The sequence below is a fragment of the Candidatus Nebulibacter yamunensis genome (assembly GCF_024208055.1).
GTDB lineage: Bacteria > Pseudomonadota > Gammaproteobacteria > Francisellales > Francisellaceae > Caedibacter > Caedibacter lacustris.
The window spans coordinates 110,274-126,413 of the sequence record NZ_JAMBMW010000004.1; the positions used below are offsets into that span (position 1 = coordinate 110,274).

14 protein-coding genes and 1 tRNA gene are annotated in these 16,140 nt (G+C 34.8%); 4 read left to right on the plus strand and 11 right to left on the minus strand.

What is annotated here, in order from left to right; all coding sequences use genetic code 11:
* The first annotated feature begins 479 nt into the window (after nt 1-479).
* Entirely contained in the window at nt 480-1,676 is a 1,197-nt protein-coding gene (locus M1V25_RS03355) for an MFS transporter (protein ID WP_116963392.1), read from the plus strand.
* Nucleotides 1,677-1,711: 35 nt separating this feature from the next.
* Here M1V25_RS03355 and M1V25_RS03360 read toward each other — a convergent pair whose 3' ends face one another.
* The 5 genes from M1V25_RS03360 to M1V25_RS03380 form a co-directional block, all read right to left on the minus strand.
* Entirely contained in the window at nt 1,712-2,317 is a 606-nt protein-coding gene (locus M1V25_RS03360) for a hypothetical protein (RefSeq protein ID WP_498842431.1), read from the minus strand.
* 310 nt (nt 2,318-2,627) lie between these two features.
* Nucleotides 2,628-2,702: transfer RNA gene (locus M1V25_RS03365), tRNA-Gln, on the minus strand.
* A 35-nt stretch (nt 2,703-2,737) separates the two neighbouring features.
* Entirely contained in the window at nt 2,738-3,574 is an 837-nt protein-coding gene (gene ispE, locus M1V25_RS03370) for a 4-(cytidine 5'-diphospho)-2-C-methyl-D-erythritol kinase (RefSeq protein WP_498842432.1), read from the minus strand.
* Nucleotides 3,556-4,215 carry a lipoprotein insertase outer membrane protein LolB gene (gene lolB, locus M1V25_RS03375; RefSeq protein ID WP_498842433.1) on the minus strand — a complete coding sequence of 220 codons (660 nt, stop codon included), beginning with the start codon at nt 4,213-4,215 and terminating at the stop codon, nt 3,556-3,558. Before lolB ends, ispE begins: the two co-directional genes overlap by 19 nt.
* A gap of 145 nt (nt 4,216-4,360) precedes the next feature.
* Entirely contained in the window at nt 4,361-4,942 is a 582-nt protein-coding gene (locus M1V25_RS03380) for a gamma carbonic anhydrase family protein (protein ID WP_498842434.1), read from the minus strand.
* 29 nt (nt 4,943-4,971) lie between these two features.
* Between M1V25_RS03380 and M1V25_RS03385 the strand changes: the two genes are divergently transcribed.
* Nucleotides 4,972-6,387 carry a GNAT family N-acetyltransferase gene (locus M1V25_RS03385; protein ID WP_116963387.1) on the plus strand — a complete coding sequence of 472 codons (1,416 nt, stop codon included), beginning with the start codon at nt 4,972-4,974 and terminating at the stop codon, nt 6,385-6,387.
* 85 nt (nt 6,388-6,472) lie between these two features.
* Entirely contained in the window at nt 6,473-7,147 is a 675-nt protein-coding gene (locus M1V25_RS03390; RefSeq protein ID WP_498842435.1) for a pyrimidine 5'-nucleotidase, read from the plus strand.
* Between the two features lie 232 nt (nt 7,148-7,379).
* Here the strand turns inward: M1V25_RS03390 and M1V25_RS03395 are convergent, their stop codons facing one another.
* The 3 genes from M1V25_RS03395 to M1V25_RS03405 are packed head-to-tail and all read right to left on the minus strand — an operon-like array spanning nt 7,380 to nt 10,411.
* Entirely contained in the window at nt 7,380-8,735 is a 1,356-nt protein-coding gene (locus tag M1V25_RS03395; protein WP_498842436.1) for an MFS transporter, read from the minus strand.
* Between the two features lie 9 nt (nt 8,736-8,744).
* On the minus strand, nt 8,745-9,761 hold the full coding sequence (locus M1V25_RS03400) for an inorganic phosphate transporter (protein ID WP_116963384.1): 1,017 nt from the start codon (nt 9,759-9,761) through the stop codon (nt 8,745-8,747).
* Between the two features lie 2 nt (nt 9,762-9,763).
* Entirely contained in the window at nt 9,764-10,411 is a 648-nt protein-coding gene (locus M1V25_RS03405; protein ID WP_116963383.1) for a DUF47 domain-containing protein, read from the minus strand.
* A gap of 177 nt (nt 10,412-10,588) precedes the next feature.
* On the opposite strand from M1V25_RS03405, the gene dusA reads away from it, so the two are divergent.
* Entirely contained in the window at nt 10,589-11,566 is a 978-nt protein-coding gene (dusA, locus tag M1V25_RS03410; RefSeq protein ID WP_498842437.1) for a tRNA dihydrouridine(20/20a) synthase DusA, read from the plus strand.
* Between the two features lie 15 nt (nt 11,567-11,581).
* On the opposite strand, the gene M1V25_RS03415 is transcribed toward dusA, so the two are convergent.
* The 3 genes from M1V25_RS03415 to xerD form a co-directional block, all read right to left on the minus strand.
* Nucleotides 11,582-12,991 (minus strand): HlyD family type I secretion periplasmic adaptor subunit, encoded by a 1,410-nt coding sequence (locus M1V25_RS03415; RefSeq protein WP_498842438.1) that lies wholly within the window; start codon nt 12,989-12,991, stop codon nt 11,582-11,584.
* Entirely contained in the window at nt 12,973-15,132 is a 2,160-nt protein-coding gene (locus M1V25_RS03420; RefSeq protein WP_498842439.1) for a type I secretion system permease/ATPase, read from the minus strand. Before M1V25_RS03420 ends, M1V25_RS03415 begins: the two co-directional genes overlap by 19 nt.
* A gap of 90 nt (nt 15,133-15,222) precedes the next feature.
* Nucleotides 15,223-16,110, minus strand: coding sequence for a site-specific tyrosine recombinase XerD (gene xerD, locus M1V25_RS03425; RefSeq protein ID WP_116963380.1), 888 nt, complete (start codon nt 16,108-16,110; stop codon nt 15,223-15,225).
* Between the last annotated feature and the right edge of the window lie 30 nt (nt 16,111-16,140).

Here is a 16,140-nt window from a genome sequence, read left to right on the forward strand (position 1 = left end):
TTGGCAGTATATACATATCATATACTTATTTACAGCCTTTTTAGCTTTGAACCCTACAGTCTGTCACAAAATTATTTATTTTTGATATATCAGCCTTTTCAGCATTAAACGAATTGTGATGCAATATATAGCTAATGCTACACAAATTATAATTCCCACTCCCATATGCAATTGCTCCAAATTATAAAGATAATAATTCATTTTTATAGTTCTATCTCGAAAGAGTTGGGTACAAATCTTATACTTTTTGCATTTCACTAATCTCATAGGGCTATTAGTTTGCCGTCTAATAACAGCTGATGATCAGGAATTGAGTTTATAAGGCTTTTAAGCCTAGATATTGCTTCAGGCAATACATATACAGATAAGGAGTCTATTCAGTTAAGGTTACCCCAAAATAACAATTACAATACTTTTATTTTTCTTATTTTAGGATATTATGACAACAAATTTATGAGCCACTTAATTCAGATGCTACTATGGCAACCTTTGATCGTAATTTCTACCGAATTTTAAGTTTGATTATTATTTTGACAGCTGCGGGACAAATGACAAACACTATATACGTTCCTGCAATGACCCAAATGGCACATGATTTTTCAGTAAGTGTAGGTAGAATGCAGGCAGTTATTGCTTGTTACCTTTTCCCTTATGGCTTATTACAGTTTGTTTACGGTCCTTACTCTGATCGCTTTGGTCGTAGACCTATGATTTTAGTTGGAATCATCTTTTTTACGTTGGGTTCCACCTTAGCAATATTCTCAACACATTTTGTAACACTCTTATGTGCAAGCTTTCTACAGGGTAGTGGTACAGCAGTTGCTGGTGTCATGGTAAGGACAGTGATGCGTGATTTGTACTCTGGATTAAAGCTACATAGTGCAAATAGCATTATGGCAATTGCACTTATTTTTTCACCACTTATCGCACCTTTACTAGGTGGTTTATTTTCCGATCTACATAGTTGGCGTGCAATTTTCGTATTCTTAAGTATTTATGGGATCTTGCTCTTTATTATCCAGTGGGCTTTCTTCCCTGAAACAAACTTACAAAGATCTGCCCGTGGAAATGTATTTTCTAAATATAAACTTGTGTTTTGCAATTCCAACTTTATCATAAATCTGATTCTTTTGATTGTTGCTAATAGTGGTATCGCCATATTTGAAGTGAGCTCTGGTGCACTTTTTACTTCTATTTTGCAATTTTCTCCAGCAATCACAAGTTTGTTGTTTATTATTCCTTTACCATTTTATATGTTTGGTAGCTTTCTTTCAGCTAGACTTGCTCGCGTATATAGCTTAGATCATTTGTTACTGATTGGCTGTGTTACTTTATTCATAAGTGGAATTACTATGATTTTATCTTATTACTTAGTTGGGATCACAAGCTTAGGTATTATTTTACCTGGTTGCATTTATTTTCTAGGCTGTGGCATTATTTTTCCAACTGCAACAACTAAGGCATTAGAAGCGTTTCCCAATATTGCAGGAACGGCAGGAGCAGTTTTAGGAGGTACACAAAATTTAGGTGCTGGAATCTTAACTGCTCTTGCTGCTTTTATACCACTAAAAAGTCAATTACCACTGTCTATTATTTTATCCACATTGGCAATATGCGCGCTTGTCAGCATTATTCTAACTCATCGCATTCAACTCAATAGAAACATTAAAAATTGATCCTTAAAATTGACTTTGTCAGATATTGTCAAAACTCAGAAATTCAAAGATGTATTTTGTAAGTCACTTAAAGTAACTTGTTTAGTTTCCTTATGAATTTTACCATCATTCCCTAACCATTCTTTTGTCACTGTCGCTGTTTTTCCGTCTGAATTCGTTTTTATACTTATCGCATTAAATGAACGTTGAATATTTGTTTGGGTTTGATTCTGTACTACAGGTTGATCGTTTACTTGCACATTTGGAATTGGTTGCTCAGTTTTTGCATTCATTTGTTGCTGTAATCGTTGCACTTTTTGTTGCAAATGAGAAACGGCTTGCTGATAGTTTTGCTCAAATAATTGTCGTTGCGCTTCAAGTTGCTTTTGCTCAGCAGTTAATGCATTAATAGCATTTTGATATTTAGCTTGTGATTGTTGCATTTTTGCCGTATCTACCCAGCCAACTGCTCCTGTTTGAGTATTTGCTACCTTCACCCAGTCACCTTGCTGGTAAAATTGGATATATTGATTTTGGTTTTGGTCTGTTAATTGAGAAATAACTTGTGAATTTTTATTTGGTTCACTATAGACCTGATAACCAGTTGCAAAAATAGTTGTTGAAGCAGCAGCTAAACCTAATACTAATAATAATTTTTTCATTGCTTTTCCTCATTTTTAAGTTGAAGTTAAATAAATTCACTCAAGATAAGTGAACAAAGACAACACAAAATTAAAAGCTAAAGCTTAATAAAAACTTAAAATTTCAACATTACATAATTTAATTTAAAGCTTAGTAATGTCTCAAAAATAACTTAAGTCTATCAGTTTATATTAAAACCTTTGATCAATCTTGTCTACTTGCAAGAACTCTCAAATATCAAGATCACTAAACAGTAAAAAGAGACATTTTTTAGACTTATTTTACATCTCTAACTGTAACCCGAAATATAAGGAGTATTATAGGAGTTTATGGCTGGGCTGCTAGGATTCGAACCTAGGTATGACGGGATCAAAACCCGTTGCCTTACCGCTTGGCGACAGCCCAATCTTGACGATAAAACCCTTTAACTTCAAGGGTTGTCATCTTTCGACAGGAGCAAAGTTTAATGTCTTAACTATCCAACTGTCAATATCTTTTTTTAAGTTTTTCTTATTTTGTAAAAGGCGATCAAGATCTGGACTCAATAGGTAAAAACAAGCACCTGTTCCTGTCAGCTTTAGTTGATTAGCATCAGGCAATTTATTTAACTCTTGGCAAACATCTGGATAGAGGTTCGATATAGCGATTAAAAATACATTTTCTTGTTGCGACAAGTCTATTTCAGCATTTTTATCTAATAGTGGCTTATGTTTATTGAGACTTGGGTGATTAAAAAGTTTAGCAGTTGAGGCATGAAAATTGGGTTTTATAATCAAAGCATATTGTTCAATATAGGGTTTCTCAGTAAGTAATTCACCTATGCCTTCTGCCCAAGCTGCTTTTTGGAATAAAAATATAGGAACATCGGCACCAAGCTTGGCACCAATTGCATGGAGCATTTCATTTGATAAATTGCATTGCCACAGTGTGTTAAGTGCAATAAGGGTGGTAGCAGCATTACTGCTGCCACCGCCAAGACCAGCTCCTAATGGAATATTCTTTTCAATAAAAATGTCAAAACCAATTGGATTCTGGGCAAAGGCTTTGAGTGCATTTGAAGCCTTATAAACTAAATTGTTATAGAGCTCTGTGATTTTAATGTTGCTTAAAATCGAGATCTCATTGTCTTGGCGTGGTGTAAAATGCAAATAGTCTTTTAAATCGATAAATTGAAACCACGTTTGCAGATCATGGTAACCATCGTGACGCTTACCTGTAATGTGTAAAAATAGATTTATTTTAGCAAATGAAGGATAAATTAAGGATTGAGTTGCCATATTTTAATAATCAAGGTAATTTTTAAGTCCTCACCATAACGAAATATCATTTTTTCAGCAAGTGGATATTTATGGGCAAATAACATATAACGACTGTAATCAATCATCCAGCCTTGTTGCTGTAAATTTTGGATTAATCCATATTCATTAAGTGTAAGTATATGTGCAGCATTAGGGATGTATAAACCACGTACCCAGTAGTAAAGCCCAGCAATAGGGATGCTCCAACCTAATTGAGATTGCATTAATATTTGTAAGCTTTTAGCTTTAACAGTTTCACCATTACTACGCTTTAAAGTTACTTCTTGAGTATTAGTATCTCCTTCAAACGTTGTTGCACCTAAGCCAAGCGGACCATAAATTTGGATCCAGAAAGAATTTTTGTTTTGTTTCCAAATAAAATTGGCAGATTCACCTTTTTGATTCATTACAACACCAACCACACCAGAAACTTGCCAAGTGGTTAGAGTGGTTAAGATTCTTTGATAGTTTTGCCATTGGCTTTCTGGGTTTTGACTTGTCAATAATGGTGATTTAGGTATGCTGATAGTCGTACAAGAACTAATAAAAATAGCCATAAAACTAACGCTAATAAAATAACTTAAGTTTCGCAAGGCATATACACAGATAGACCATTTCACAGACTTGCTCGCCTTGCATTTTGTGTGTTTTTGACAAGTTGAATTTTGCCACATATTTTTATTCATTCGCTTTTCGTAGGGAAAGCCCAAAAGAGATATATATTTTGATTCAATAAGCTGTAAGGTGTGAGTGAAAATAGACATATTACTGGTTTAATCCTTTTTTATGCTGTTGCATAATTTCGCAATAATTTTGAGCATTTGCACGAATATATTGTTTCTCACTTTCTTTTAATGGGCGCACCTGTCTAGCTGGAGCACCTATATATAAAAAACCTGATTCTAGTTTTTTGCCAGGAGAAACGACAGCACCTGCACCAATAATAACCTCATCTTCGATAATAGCGCCATCTAATATAATTGCTCCCATGCCAATTAAGACTTGATTGCCAATATGGCAGCCATGAATAATCGCACCATGCCCAATGGTGACTTCATCACCAATTTTCACATCAAAGCCACACCCAGGGCGATCAAAGAACTGTGTGGTATGAATGCTGCTATTATCTTGAACATTGCTTTTATTGCCTATGGTAATGTTCAGTAAATCTCCTCGAATACTAACATTTGTCCATATGGAACTGTGTTTACCAATAATTACATCACCGGTTACAGTTGCCATAGGGTCAATAAAGGCACTATTATCAATTTTGGGCGTAATCTCATTAAAGCTTCGAATTGGCATAAACGTAATTTTTATTTTATTAATATCATGGCAATATAACATAAATTGAGCATAACCAGGAAGAAGTGCACATGAAAGTCAGCATTATTGGCGTAGGCGCAGTGGGTGGGTTTATTGCAGTGAAATTAAAATGCGCAGGTATTCCTGTGCAACTAGTATTTAAAGAAATGAGTCAAAATCATATTTCTATAAATTTGAAAATTGTTGGTAATATAGAGGCTTATGCAAATTTCGATGACATTGTAACAAACGTTGCAGAAATAAATGGAGAGGTCATTTTTATTTGTACAAAATCAACGGCAAATGATGTTGTTTTTAGCCAGTTAGCGCAGCTCAAAAATAAAACTATTGTAATGATCCAAAATGGAATTGGTGAAGAGGAAAAATTATTAAGTTTAATTCATAAGAGTAATGTTATAATTGGGGCAATTAGTCACATTAAAGTCAGTAAACATGCTAATGTGATCACATGGCATAATCATTTGTCTAACTTAAATTATGCGTTTTGCACTAATTGTGAAAATACGCACATTGAATATGTGTTAAAGTATATATTTGATGAAGTTATTAAAGAAAAAAGTGTGCTGGATTTACGCTTTCAAAAATTATTGATTAGTGCTTCTTGTAACGGTGTATCAGTCATATCTCAGCAAGACATGCCCAGCATGGCAAAAGACATAAAAACAGTTAAGATAATAACCGATGTTGGCAATGAAGTCATTGAGGTTGCGAAAGCCTATAACGTTTTCTTATCAACGGACAAGATAAATAACCTTATCCATGCATTGACCAGATCTGAATATCGAGGAGCTTACTTTAGTATGTGGTATGACTATAATGAAGGCAAACCAATGGAACTTGGCAGTATTTACCATAACTTCATTGAAATGGCCAAAAAGAAAAATATCAAGGTACCTGTTACGCAAGTAATTTACCAACAATTGGAAAGATTAGAAAAGCTTATTATTCCTGTGGATGGTGTTATTAAGCTTAGGTTATTGCGACCATGTGATGCAGAAAGCTTACATCAATTAAAGTTATACAATCAAAACCATCTACAGATGTGGTTTGAATGGGCAAATGTACTGATGCAACTGCAAGATGCGGTCGATTTTATCTATTTTACCCATCAGGGATTCTTGGAGCAGAAAAGCTTAATTTTAGGTATTTTTATTGAAAATAAGCTTATCGGGATAGTGAGTTTTAATTCTATCCACCAACAAACTAAAAGTGCTGAAATTGGTTATTGGTTAGCTCAAGATTATCTTGGATTAGGAATTATGACAAAATCTGTTAAAGCATTGATTGATTACGGATTTCATGCGTTTGATTTATTAGACGTATCGATAAGTTGCGCAGTTGAAAACAAAAGAAGTCAAAAAGTAGCTAAGCGCTTGGGTTTTCAGTTTGACATGCTTTTGCCAAATCACCAGCAAGTGAGCGGTAACCGTTATGATCACATCCTTTATAAATTAAACTTGCATTAAAATAGAGACTGAAAAACTACTTTCAAATATTGGCTAAACTCACTAAGCTTGCGCTATATGTGATTAAGGATTAAGAAAAACTAAGATGCACTTGAATTTTGAGCATTATGTATTTGATTTAGATAATACCCTTTATTCGGCAAGTTCTGCCTTTTTTGATTTGCAACTGCGCAATATGTCTAACTTTATTGTAAATAAGTTAAAGATTCCTCGTAAAGAGGCGGATTTTTTAAGAGAGAAATATTATCGCAGCTTTGGCACGACGATGCACGGTCTTATGTACCATCACAACATTAATCCATATGAGTTTCTAAAGGTAGTTGATAACGTACCATTGGAAAGCTTACAACTAGATAATGAACTTTTGACATTTTTGAATGTATTAAAAGAAAATGGTAAACATTTATCGATATTTACCAATGGTTCACGTTATCATGCAGGACGCGTTATCAATAAGCTTGGATTACATCAAGTGATTCAAGATGTTGTGACTTTGGAATGTACTGGATTGATTCCAAAACCAAATATAAAAGCATATCAGTATTGCTTTGATGTGCTAAAAATTACACCAAACAAAGCAGTTTTTTTTGAAGACTCATCACATAATTTAATTCCCGCGAAACAACTAGGAATGACTACGGTACTTGTTAACACAGACGATACTGCTCATGCAAGATTTATGACACATTCGGAGATTGATTATTTTGTTGAAGATGTACTGTCTTTTTTCAAAGGAAAGTTTTTAGAAAAAAGAATTTAAAGCTCTCACTGTAATCTAGATTCTGTGAACCATTTTTTACCGTAACTATCTCAAACTTCCCGCAATGTGCAAAAACCCACTGAAACTCATCGTTATTTTGTCAAATCTAGAAAAACTCTGCAAAAGCATTGCAGCTTAGAAAAGAAACACTTAATCACAGAAGAATATTCGCATAAAAAATTGAACTCATCTCTATGAATCAAACAGATAACAAAATTCAGACGTTACAGACTCAATTAAAAAGCATTTTTAACTTTTTTTCATCGAAATATTTTTTATCAACTTTAAGATAAGCCACACATTCATCCATACACACCATTGCTTCTTCAACACCAGGCAGTTTGATGATCTGTTGTTGCAGTGCTTTAGCGTCTATTTTTTGCTTTAGGTTTTTTAAGCTATACAACTTTGAACTCACTTGTTTTGGTTTTTGCATCGTTACGGCAATTATAATCCATATCAATCCAAGCATTCCATTGAAGATAAAAATACCTTTAATATTTGTCTGATGAAGTACCACACCACCCATTACACCACCAAAAAAAATACCCAAAAATTGTGTACTTGAGTAGACCCCCATTGCTGTGCCTTTGCTTGTAATTGATGCCATTTTGGAAATAAGGGAAGGCAGTGCTGCCTCTAGAAATGTAAAGCTTGCAAAATACAAAACAAGCAATACACTCATAATGATAATATGTTGGTAGAATTCAACTAATAAAAATTGTATTGCAGTTAAAACAATTATTGCTCCAATAAAAATTGGTTTAATTAAATTTTTAGTTTCCGCAATGAAAATAAATGGAATCATAAGTAAAAAGGAAATAAACAACACAGGTAAATATACTATCCACTGCTTCGATATGCTAATACCAATATAATCAATCAAGATAATTGGGATAACTAAAAATAATGCTGTTAGCATTGTATGCAGACTAAAAATACCATAATTTAAACGCAGCAATTCAGATTTCCACAGCACATTCTTAATTTGACTTGGTGTGGTCTCTGTACCACGATGAAAAATGATCTTAGTCGGTGTTGGTACACCATATATTAGAATCACAATACCAATCACACCAAGCATTGCGGTAAGCCAAAAAATACCACTTAGTCCAATGATTGAATTTAAAATTGGACTGATCACCATTGCACCAATAAATGACAAACCAATCGCCATGCCAATCACAGACATCGCTTTCATTCTGTTTTCTTCAGTTGTTGTATCCGCAATTAATGCAGTTAAAGTGCTACCTATTGCCCCGGCACCTTGTAAAGCGCGCCCTATGATAATACCATAAATAGTATGTGACATCGCAGCGACAACACTACCTAAGATAAAAATAATTAGCCCAAATAAAATGATTGGCTTGCGACCATATTTATCTGATAGCACACCAAGTACAATTTGTAATAATGCTTGCGTTAAACCATAAATACCCAGCGCAGCCCCCATAAGTGTTGGTGTTGCATCAATAATTTTATCAGCATATAAACTAAAAATAGGCAAGATAATAAAAAGTCCCAGCATTCTAAAAACATAAATACTAGCAATACTGAGCGTTGATTTTCTTTCTAATTTTAATAACATGACCGCAACCTAAATATTGACAGAAGTTCCAAGCTCTCCAAATAATACAAATAATAATTTGTAGGCAATAAAACTCAGTAGCATGCAACATGGTAAAGTTAAAAGCCATGCAGTTGCCATTGTACGCACCACTTTCCAATTTACGCCACCACTTTCAGGATACCCTGCTCCCATAATCGAACCAGAAGCAGCTTGCGTTGTACTTACCGGCAAGCCCAAATGAGAAGCACCTAAAATCAATAATCCTGAGCTCATCTCAGCAGCAAATCCATTTGCAGGTCCAATTTTAGCTACTCGAGTGGTAAGTGTTTTAATAATGCGCATACCACCTGCTAAAGTCCCTAAAGCCATTGTTAATGCACAAACACAAATCACCCATATTGGAACATGGGAAACGGTAGAAACAAGCCCAAAACCAAACAAAGCCAAAGTAATAATTGACATGGTTTTTTGAGCATCATTTGAACCATGACTTAATGCCAATAAACTGCTTGAGATCACTTGCAACTCTCGAATACGTGCATTAGATTTACGCGGCGTTTTTCTTTTGCTTAGGATACGAAATAAAATAACAACTAAAATGAGTGCTAAGAAAAATGCCACAATCGGTGATAACACCATCGGCACAATAACCTTACCAATTAAGACACTATAGTGAATGGTATGGATATTACTTACCGCAATAGCAGCTCCTACTAAAGAACCAATTAGAGCATGTGATGAACTAGAAGGGATACCAAAATACCAAGTAAATAAATTCCAACTTATTGCAGCAATAAGTGCCGCAACAAGCACTAAATGGGTGATAACATTAGCATCTACTAAACCTTTACTAATTGTGGTTGCAACGGCAGTACCCATAAAGGCACCAATAAAATTAAAAATTGCAGCAATAATAATTGCTTGATATGGTGAAAGTGACTTTGACGCAATCGGAGTTGCCACAACATTTGCAACATCGTGAAATCCATTAATAAATTCAAAAAACAAAGCAATAATGATAATACAAATAAGGACTATCATCATAACTAAATTTCCTTAACATAAATGCGCATCACTGAATCACATAGGGTAGCACTAGTGTCGACTGCTGATTCAACCGCTTTAAAAACCTCTTTTAATTTAATTGTAGTCAAGGTGTCATAATCTGCTTTTTTAATCTGATCAATAGCATCACCTAAATCTTCGACGACATTTTCATCAAGCTCTGTTGCATGTTGCGAGGCCAGTTTAATTTTTTGACCATCTTTATTTTTAAATGCAATGAATAAATCACACAGCGATTTTGTAATGTCTTGCAAAGTCACAACGCTACGAATCAAACAATCGTCTACCTTGCTATCAATTGCGTAAATTTGCATTTTTTTATTGATTTTAATGATACGTTTGGTCAACTTCAGCATCAGTCCAGATAAATAGAAGATATCACCACGATCAATTGGCGTAATAAACTGCTCATTTAGTTCAACGATGATTTTCTTATTAATATCGACTGCATTTTGACGCTGTTGCCTGAGATTGGTCATAAGCTCATTGGCTATTTTAGCATTTTCTTCTTTAACAATGTCAACTAAAAAACTCGCTGAAGTATGTACATTTTCGGCAGCTTGGACAAATAGATCAAAGAAAATTTCTCCGCGACTTGGGATTAATGATTTAATAATTTTTCGTAGCATAAAGACTTTTACTTATTAAAAGCTCACTAAGTATCGCCATAATAATCTGATTGTGACAAATTACAACCTTAAAATTTTGAAGTTTTATCATTTTTCAGTTATGAAACTAGCAATAGCTGCAATCAAGAACATTTGTTATACTGTACATTTAAAATAAATATGACTTTATAGACATTCATGTCACACGCCTTAGCACGTAAAATTTGCATTGCACCTATGATCGATTGGACAGATCGTCACTATCGTTACATGATGAGACTAATTACAAAAGGTACTATTCTTTATACTGACATGATTACCACAAATGCAATCATTCATGGTTCACGCGAACATTTATTACAATATTCACCACAAGAAAATCCGTTGACCTTACAACTAGGTGGTAATAATCCAAAAGATCTAGCTTTTTGTGCCAAACTGGCTAAAGAGCTTGGATTTAGTGAGATCAATCTAAACGTCGGTTGCCCAAGTGACCGTGTATCACAAGGTGAGTTTGGATTATCACTGATGTATAAACCTCAATTAGTCAAAGAATGCGTTGTTGCTTTAAAAACAGCCGTTAATATTCCTGTTTCTGTCAAATGCCGAATTGGAGTAGATGATAAGGATAGTTTTGATGAACTTATTTATTTTATCCAAAGCATTGTCGATGCTAAAGTAGACTTTATCTGTATTCACGCACGAAAAGGTTGGTTAAAAGGGCTAAGTCCTAAAGAAAACCGAACGATTCCACCTTTGAAATACGATACGGTGTACCGAATTAAACAGCTTTTTCCTAATAACCAAATCGGTATTAACGGTGGCATTACCAACTTCAATGAGGCGAAAACACATTTAGAAAAAGTTGATAGTGTTATGATCGGTCGTGAAGCTTATCATAATCCGATGTTGTTTAAAGATGTTGATCATTTTTTTTACGACGAGAAGCTTAGACACATAACACCATTTGATGTTGCTGAAAACTTAATTCAGTATATTGAAAATGAACTCAAAACCCCAGGAACTAAGCTAAATCATATTACAAGACATACGCTTAATTTATTTAATGGCTACCCTAACGCCCGCCTATATCGTCGATTTTTAAGCGAAAATGCAACACGATATGATGCAAATGTCAATGTTTTTGAAAAAGCCCTCAAAACGTTACGCTCTTGATAAATAGTCAAGCCATTATCGTTCATGCAAACTCTCTTTAAACGCTTTAACTAATGGGCTTAAAAAATATTCTATAATACGCCTTTCATGTGTTTTAACTTCAACTATCACCGACATACCTGGACGAATAGCAAAACTGCTATTGCCTTTTTGAAGTGTGTTTTGGTCAAGGCTTACCATGATCTTAAACACTAATCCCAAACGCTCATCTTCAATTGCATCATCAGTTATTTCAAGTATTTTACCCGTTAAAAATCCATACTCGGTAAAAGGATAGGTATCGACTTTTATTCTTACCTTTTGCCCTTCATGCAAATAGCCAATGTCTTTATTTGGGATTGTAGCATTTACTTCTAATGGACTGGCTTTAGGGATAATCTGCATCAGCATTTGCGCGGACGTTACAACTGCTCCTAATGTATGAACAGCTAGATTATGGATATAGCCAGTAATAGGAGCTTTTAAACTTTGCTCTCTTTGCATAAGCTCATATTTAGTGAGTTCCTTTGAGAGTATGTTAACGTCCTTTTTTGCCATTTCAATAGATTCTAAACTTTGGGCAAAATAGTCAGCTTTAACTCGCTTAAGCTCACTGATATGACTCGCCAAATTTGCTTGTAATTGAGCATAAGTTGCATTTGATTGCGCTAACAATTGCTCTTTCTCAATCAAATCTTTTTGACTTTGTAGATACTCTGCTTTTGACGCAAAATCACTTTGATGTAACGCGTGATACATCTTATTTTGTTCACGGATGATAGGTACAGTTTGAGTTAGCATTTTTATTTGTTCTTGTGCTGCATTTAACTCAGCTTTTGCAACGTTTACATTTGCTTCTAAACGATTAATCTCGGCAACATATACCTGCCATTTACGCCATACCAATTGTTTAAGCGATTCTTGTTCCATTTCAGAAAAGCCATGACTTTGAATCAAAACCTCATCAAAACGCATTTCAATAAACTCATGTGAGGTGAGTAAATTATAGACCGTTTGGTGTTGTGCCAACATAAGTTGAGCAACCTTTAATTGATGTGCCAAATTCTCAATATCAGTTTGGGTAACACTTTGGTCTAACTCTAGCAATAATTCCTCTTTCATGACCAACTGACCATCTTTAACGTAAATCGCTTTAACGATACCTTTTTCCAATGGTTGAATAATTTTCACTTGTGCTTGTGGGACAATTTTTCCCTGCGCTGTCACAATCACATCCATTTTGCCAATACATGCCCAAAGCAAGGTAAATACGATGATGCTTACCAAAATCCACATCATCACACGCGCAACAGGATGTGGAGGATGCTCTTGTATTTGTAACGCACTTGGCAGAAAATTTAAAGCATCTCTTTGCTGGTGTCGCTTCTCATTCAAATTTGCTCTATTTTGCCAAAATCTTTTAAATTTTATCCATACTTTTTGCATTGACTATCCTCCTGATTCACACCCACTTTTACAAATTGTGCTTGATACAACTTCGCATAGTGCCCATTTTGGGCAATAAGTTCATCGTGTGTTCCATGTTCAACAATCTGACCTTGATCTAAATAAAGAACTTGATCACAATGCTTAACAGTCGATAATCGATGTGCAATTATAAAAAGTGTTCTGTCTTTAGCAATTGCAGCCATATTTTGTTGAATAATATACTCTGATTCATAATCAAGGGCTGAAGTTGCCTCATCAAAAATTAAAATTTTTGGCTCATTAATCAAGGCTCTAGCAATTGCAATACGCTGCTTTTGTCCTCCTGAAAAATTTGCACCTTGCTCCTCAACAATAGTGTCATAACCATTTTTAAGTTTCACAATAAACTCATGCGCACCTGCCAGCTTTGAGGCATGCACAACTAAATCAAGTGCAATACCAGGACAAGTTAATGCAATATTGTCACGAATACTATGATTAAACAAAAAGTTCTCTTGCAATACCACGCCAATTTGCTGCCTTAACCACACGGCACTTAAGGATGATATATCAGCACCATCAAGTAAAATCCTACCAGATTGCGAAACATAAAGCCTTTGAATAAGCTTAGTTAGCGTACTTTTCCCTGACCCTGAACGACCAACAATACCAATCGATTGACCAGGTTTTACGATAAATGAAATATTATTTAATACCGCTGGAGTATCAATCTGATATTGAAAATGCACATTTTTAAATTCAATCTCACCTTCAACTTTGGTAAGCTTATGCTGCATATTCGTTGGCTCTTCCTCAGGTCTACTGTTCAAGATATCCCCTAAACGCTTTAAGGAAATACTGACCTGCTGAAAATCCTGCCATAATTGTACTACTTTCAAAATCGGTCCTGTAACACGCCCTGCTAACATATTAAAAGCGATGAGCTGACCAATGGTTAAGCTTCCCATAATTACTAAATTCACGCCAAAAAAGATGATTAGCAAAATGGTGAGTTTATTGATAAATTGAGCAATTTGAGAAGTAATATTGCTTAAGTTTTGCGCACGAAAGTTCGTGCGTACATAATTGGATAGATTATCTTCCCATCTATGCTGCATTTGTGGTTCAATTGCAGCGGCTTTAATGGTTTGAATACCTGTTAAAGATTCAGTTAGAAAAGCTTGATTCTTCGCCCCCTCCTTAAATGCCTTGTCTAGACGATATTTTAAAATCGGTGTAATAAACAAAGATAATAAAACATAACAAGGAATTGTCGCTAAAACAATCAAGGTCAATTTAGCAGAATAAAACCACATCACTGCAAAAAAGATAAAAGTAAACCCTAAGTCAATAATAAGCGTTAATGCGCTACTGGTTAAAAATTGACGAATATTATCTAACTCTTTCACGCGTGCTACATTTTGTCCTACCTGTCGTGCTTCGAAATAAGCCAAGGGTAAACTTAGTAAATGCTGATACAACTTTGTCCCAAGTTCTACATCCACCCGACTTGTCGTATGCGCAAATAAATACGTTCTAATTGAGCCCAACAGCATTTCAAATATACTCACTGCAACAAATCCAATGGCTAAAATCTCAAGTGAAGTGAGTGCTTGATGCACAACAACTTTATCCATCACCACCTGAAAAAATAATGGTGTGACTAAAGCAAATAATTGCAAAAAGAATGAAGCAATCAACACATCCTTAAATACATGTTTATACTTCCAAAACACTGGAATAAACCATTTGATATTAAAACTTTTCTTGTTTGATCCTTGCCCCTGTGGATTTAAATAAATTATTTTATTGGCAAACAGTTCACTAAATTCTTCATAAGACAAACGAACAAGCTCTGTATTGTGTGGTGAGATAATCAAGTATTCATGCTTATCATTAATACCAACCACTACAAAATAATGCGTTTTCCCACATGCAATTGCAGGTAAAGCAGATGAATGAATAGTACTTGGTTCTGTTTTGACAAGCTTTGCTTTAAAGCCATTTCGTTTGATTGCGCGCAACAACGTCTGACAATCTAACGCTTGATTAGTCGTTGCAAATTGGTGATGAATCGTTTTAGGATCAAGTGCAATTTGATATAAACTAGCCACCTGAACAAATGCTAAAATACCACTATCCTGTTGATATGACTGCACAATATACTCCAATAAATCCTATCCACTCCTTTAGTTGAATATAGAATAAAGTTTAAATATTAAAAGCTCATTATTATGATAGACTTTTGCTCAAGCGCGTGGATGATGTTCCTTATATAGATTCATTAGTCTCACTTGGGATATGTGGGTATAAATTGTTGTGGTAGAGACGCTACTGTGACCTAAAAGCATTTGCACTGAGCGCAAATCAGCACCGTGATTGAGTAAGTGTGTTGCAAACGCATGGCGCAAGGTATGAGGTGATATTTCTTTTTTAATATCGACTAAATTTGCATAATATTTAATGCGATGCCAAAATGTTTGACGTGTAATCCCTTTTCTATGATGTGAAATAAAAAGCTTATTGAGCTTTAATCCTTGCAGCCAGTCTTCTCGAACCTCATCAATATATTTATTCAAATACTCAAGTGCATATTCTCCTGTTGGTACTAGACGCTCTTTTGAACCTTTTCCCATCACCCGCACCACACCTTGACGCAAGTTCACATCATCAACTGTTAAATTAACCAATTCGCTGACACGTAACCCTGTGGCATAAATAAGCTCTAATAACGCCTTATCACGTATTCCGATCTCTGTCGTTAAGTCTGGAGCATCTAATAGTTTTTCCACTTCTTGTTCGGATAAATCTTTTGGCAAACTTTTTGGTAATTTTGGTAAAATGAGTTTTTGTGTTGGATCAGCAATAATTTTGTTTTGCGCATGACACCATTGATAAAATTTATGCAAAGTTGAGATCATTCGTGCATTTGAGCGCGCGCTATAACCAATATTTAGGCGCTTAGCTAAAAAATTTTGTAATTCTATTAAGCCCAATGTTAATAAGTCTCTTTTATCATAAGCTTTAGTCAAATGGATCAAATCTGTTTTATAAGATAACAATGTATTTTGACTTAAGCCTTCAGCAAGCCATACATCATCAAGAAATTGGTCAATAATTTCAGAATACTCAGCCATTTTAACACTCTAATTAAGACTTCAAAATTG

Coding starts and splice junctions, on each gene's coding strand:
- ispE (WP_498842432.1), bottom strand. CDS start 3,574: ATGGCAACTCAATCCTTAATTTATCCTTCATTTGCTAAAATAAATCTA.
- M1V25_RS03360 (WP_498842431.1), bottom strand. CDS start 2,317: ATGAAAAAATTATTATTAGTATTAGGTTTAGCTGCTGCTTCAACAACT.
- M1V25_RS03380 (WP_498842434.1), bottom strand. CDS start 4,942: ATGTTATATTGCCATGATATTAATAAAATAAAAATTACGTTTATGCCA.
- M1V25_RS03390 (WP_498842435.1), top strand. CDS start 6,473: ATGCACTTGAATTTTGAGCATTATGTATTTGATTTAGATAATACCCTT.
- M1V25_RS03395 (WP_498842436.1), bottom strand. CDS start 8,735: ATGTTATTAAAATTAGAAAGAAAATCAACGCTCAGTATTGCTAGTATT.
- M1V25_RS03355 (WP_116963392.1), top strand. CDS start 480: ATGGCAACCTTTGATCGTAATTTCTACCGAATTTTAAGTTTGATTATT.
- xerD (WP_116963380.1), bottom strand. CDS start 16,110: ATGGCTGAGTATTCTGAAATTATTGACCAATTTCTTGATGATGTATGG.
- dusA (WP_498842437.1), top strand. CDS start 10,589: ATGTCACACGCCTTAGCACGTAAAATTTGCATTGCACCTATGATCGAT.
- M1V25_RS03415 (WP_498842438.1), bottom strand. CDS start 12,991: ATGCAAAAAGTATGGATAAAATTTAAAAGATTTTGGCAAAATAGAGCA.
- M1V25_RS03405 (WP_116963383.1), bottom strand. CDS start 10,411: ATGCTACGAAAAATTATTAAATCATTAATCCCAAGTCGCGGAGAAATT.
- M1V25_RS03400 (WP_116963384.1), bottom strand. CDS start 9,761: ATGATGATAGTCCTTATTTGTATTATCATTATTGCTTTGTTTTTTGAA.
- M1V25_RS03385 (WP_116963387.1), top strand. CDS start 4,972: ATGAAAGTCAGCATTATTGGCGTAGGCGCAGTGGGTGGGTTTATTGCA.